Raw genomic sequence first — 4,265 nt, forward strand, 5'->3', positions numbered from 1 at the left:
AAGAAATACATCGAATTATACAAAATCGCCCTTGACAAAAAACGAGGTTATTAAAATGATGGAATTAAGAAAAGATCCTATAATAAAAAGATGGGTTATAATATCTTCCGAAAGGTCGAAAAGACCCATGGATTTCAAAAAACAACAGCAAAAAACAGAAAACTCCTTCTGCCCTTTCGATTATGGAAATGAATACAGTACGCCGGAAGAAATAATAGCCTTTAGAGACGCTAACTCTACTCCAAACTCCCCAGGATGGTGGGTTCGTGTTGTTCCAAATAAATTTCCAGCACTCGACTCTGAAAACAAATTGAAAAAACAGGGTGTCGGGATATATGACCAAATGTCTGGCTATGGATACCATGAAGTCATTATAGAAACACCACAACACAACGCAAAATTAGCCGATATGCCAATGGATCAAATAAAAGAAATAATATGGGCTTACCTAAAAAGATTTCAAACAATAAGAAAAGACGAAAACATAAAATACGTTCAAATATTCAAAAACAAGGGAGAAGAAGCTGGCGCTTCCCTTTTACATCCACACTCACAACTCATCGCTACTCCTATCGTTCCTATTACGATTAAATCCGAAATAGAAGGCTCCAAATCTTATTATGACTTTCGAGAAAGATGTGTTTATTGTGACATAATAAACCAAGAGTTAAAGGACAAACAAAGGGTCGTTTTCAAAACAGATGAGTTCATTGTTATAGAACCTTACGCCTCCAGATTTCCATACGAAACATGGATACTTCCACTCAAACATTCACATGACTTTGGGTCCCTAGAAAACAATCCGGCATCAGTTGAAGATTTAGCAAAAACCCTTTCGATTATAACCAAAAGGTTTGATAAAAAACTCGACGATCCACCATTTAATTTATTCATACACACTTCACCGTTTATAGACGGGCTGGAACTATATTATCACTGGCATATAGAAATATTACCTAGATTAACTAATGTTGCTGGTTTTGAATGGGGCACAGGATTTCATATAAACCATGTTTCTCCCGAACAAGCCTGCAGTGACCTTATAGAAGAAAAAGACATTCTTTAAATACGAGGGGGAATGAGATGATAGACTTAAAAGATATATTTTACGAATTTTCTTCTAGAAATGCCTTGGAATTAATTAGAAAAATCTCCGATTTTCATAGAGCAAAAGGTAGCTTTGAATATTCCAAAGCGAGAGAGATAATTCAAAATTATTTGAAAAATTCAACTTTGTTAACATTTCCTATGGATAAAACTTACAACACATGGCAAAGTCCTCCAAGCTGGAATCTAAAGGAGGGTTATTTAAAATATCATAGGGGGAAATACATAGTCTCTGATCTTTCACTAACACCTATCTCGGCAATATTTCTATCAGATAAGACGGATGGTGTAGAGAAACTGGAAGTCTTCGATGTAGGAAAGGGAGAAACAGAGGAAGACTACAAAAATTTTGAACCGGGAAATGCGGTATTGGCTGACGGTAATCCGACCCTAGTGTATCATTATGCAATAGAAAAATTCAACGCGAGGTGTGTCCTCAGTTATTATATGAAAGCTCAGGATAAATCTATAGGAAGAACTCCAGAACTTTTACCTGATACCATTAATTATACTTCTTTCCCAAGTTTTAAAAATAAGTACGCCTTTGGTTACGCATTATCTTATGATCAATTTCAAGAATTAAGGGAAAAGCTTAAAAAAGAAAGAGTTTTCATAGAAGCATTTTTGGATGCAGACCAAGGAACAAATAACCTAGAAGTCTTACAAGAAAACATAGGGAAAGATACCGATCAACCAGCTATTATTTTAACTGCTCATCTGTGTCATCCGAACCCAGGTGCTAACGACAATGCAAGCGGATCTGCACTGCTGACAGAAATAATGAGAGTATTAGAGAAATTCCAAGATCGCTTAAACAGAAAAATCATTGGTCTTTGGGTAGCTGAGATGTACGGTACAGCCGCTTATTTAACAACAGAATTCCCAAAAAACGCTTACGTTATAAACTTAGATATGGTTGGGGAAGATCAATTTAAAACAGGATCTACTCTTAAATTAACTCCATCCCCCTGGGAAATACCTTCTTTTTTAGCAGAACTTCTTTACGTGAACTTAGAGTATCCTGCTTTTAGATTATCTTTCGAAAGATATTCAGGAGGCTCTGACCATTACATGTTTTCAGACCCAAACTTGGGAATACCTGCTGTGTCATTAACGAATTGGCCAGATAGGTATTACCATTCAAGTGACGACACGGTTGATAAATGTTCAAAAAATACCCTTGACTGGATAGGAAAAGCTGTTTTAAAAACTATCTACGATCTAGACAATATGAGTCAAGAAGTGTCGGCACAAGTAAAAGGCAAAATTATAAGCCATCATTTCAAGTTAGTCGATGTTCAAAGCAAACTCATCACTAATTATGTAAATTACATGACGTATCTAAAACTAAAGCAACTTTCCAAATATGGGGATGTAGAAGAAGAATTAATTGAATTTTTTAAAGAAAAAATTGCCTTTGATTTGATCCCCTTACAAAAAAGAAAGGTAAGAAAAAATATTGGACCGATTTCCGATTCATGGTACAATATCGAAGATATAAAATGGATGAACCAAATTAGAGAAAAAATACCTAACTTTAGAGATTTCATGGATGTATTTTTGAACGTATTTGAACTAGGATTTTCAAAGGAAGAAGCTATTATAATAGCAAAAGCAGAGTTGGGAATTGAGGAAGATTTACAGGCAGAAGTTGAACATTATCTGCATAGATTAAAAGAAGAAAAATTAATAGAAATGTGAGATTTACACTATTATATTGTGGCACTCTATATGAGTGCCTCATTTTCTATTTTTAAGAAAGAGCTAGTTAAACGCTTTTAAATAGATCCAATCTCTCGTAATTGTTCATAATCTGCTGTAATCAAACTTGACTATCTTTGTAAATAGTTTTATGATTCAAATAAACTTACTTTCGATAGTAAAGAAAGTAAGACAATAAAATCATTTTAAAATTTATAGAAAAGAGGAGAAAAATTGGCTTTAGTAGGTAGCAGAGAATTAATTAGGGACATAAATGAGAAAACAATATTAAAGGAAATCTTTTTAGAAAAACAGATCGATAGAGCTTCACTGGCGAGAAAAACAAGTTTGAGTGGAGGAACTGTCACAAAGATTACCTCTGATTTACTAGAGAAAGGATTGATCAGGGTAATTGGGGAAAGCAATTCGACCGGAGGAAGAAAACCCATTCTATTATGTATTAATCCAGATTTCGGAAATATTTTAGGTGTGAAGATAGGTTTGGGATATCTTCAACTGATAATCACAGATCTAACTGGAAAAATCTTATCTCAGGAACGAAAGGAGTTTGGAGAGGAGTTTAACCCACATAAAATTTCCTATCTAATTAAAGAATACGTTGAACAAAAAAACAAAAATCATTTAGTGGGTGCTTCTGTAGCTGTTTCAGGTACCATCGATTCAACAAAAGGTGTTGTTCTAGATTCTTTTATCTTAAATTGGAAAAACGTTGAACTTGGCAAAATCTTAAAAAATATATTAAAGGTACCTGTTTACATAATAAACGATGTTGATTCTTTCACACTTGCTCACTTATGGAAAGGAAAATTAAAAAAATATAAACATGCATTAGTTATGACTCTCGGGGTTGGCATAGGTGGTTCACTTATTGTAAATGGAAATCTTTACACTGGAAACGGCGGCGCCGGAGAAATTGGACACATGACTATAAAAGAGAATGGAAATAAATGTAGTTGCGGCAGCTATGGATGCTTAGAAGCAGAAGCTAGCTTTGAATCTTTGGTTAATAAGATCTACACAAAAAGTGAAAACACCCTTCTCAAAGAGTATTATAAAACGTTTAAAAATACAGAGTTATCAGAAATTGACTTTATCAGATTATCTTTAAAAGAAGATCCTCAAGTATCACACGAGGTTTTCAACGAATATTCTACATTAATAGGGACAGCTATAAAAAATTTAATCAATATTTTTACTCCTGAATACGTTTTGATAGGCGGAGAAGCCTTAGAGTTTTCAGATTATTTTTTAGATAACTCTGTAAACTATGCAAGAAAAAATGCCTTCGGAAATTTAGGTGAAAGGGTGATTTACGATGTTGATAACTTAGGACCAAAAGCATGGATGTTGGGGGGTGTGTATCAAGTAATTCAAGAGGAAATGTTTTATATCAAGGTATGATTTTTTTGTCTTAAAAGATTTTTTAAGTTTCATAT

The 4,265-nt window shown here is 34.0% G+C and carries 3 protein-coding genes; all 3 read left to right on the top strand.

The window, feature by feature from the left end; translation table 11 throughout:
- The first annotated feature begins 55 nt into the window (after positions 1–55).
- The 3 genes from galT to AA81_RS07210 all read left to right on the top strand — a co-directional run bounded on the left by galT (position 56) and on the right by AA81_RS07210 (position 4,230).
- Positions 56–1,066: a galactose-1-phosphate uridylyltransferase gene (gene galT, locus AA81_RS07200; protein WP_103078095.1), complete on the top strand. Its 1,011-nt coding sequence runs from the start codon at positions 56–58 to the stop codon at positions 1,064–1,066.
- Between the two features lie 17 nt (positions 1,067–1,083).
- Positions 1,084–2,808 carry a DUF4910 domain-containing protein gene (locus AA81_RS07205; RefSeq protein WP_103898671.1) on the top strand — a complete coding sequence of 575 codons (1,725 nt, stop codon included), beginning with the start codon at positions 1,084–1,086 and terminating at the stop codon, positions 2,806–2,808.
- Positions 2,809–3,042: 234 nt separating this feature from the next.
- Positions 3,043–4,230: an ROK family protein gene (locus tag AA81_RS07210; RefSeq protein ID WP_103898672.1), complete on the top strand. Its 1,188-nt coding sequence runs from the start codon at positions 3,043–3,045 to the stop codon at positions 4,228–4,230.
- The last annotated feature ends 35 nt before the right edge of the window (positions 4,231–4,265 follow it).

This window comes from Petrotoga halophila DSM 16923, from assembly GCF_002924615.1.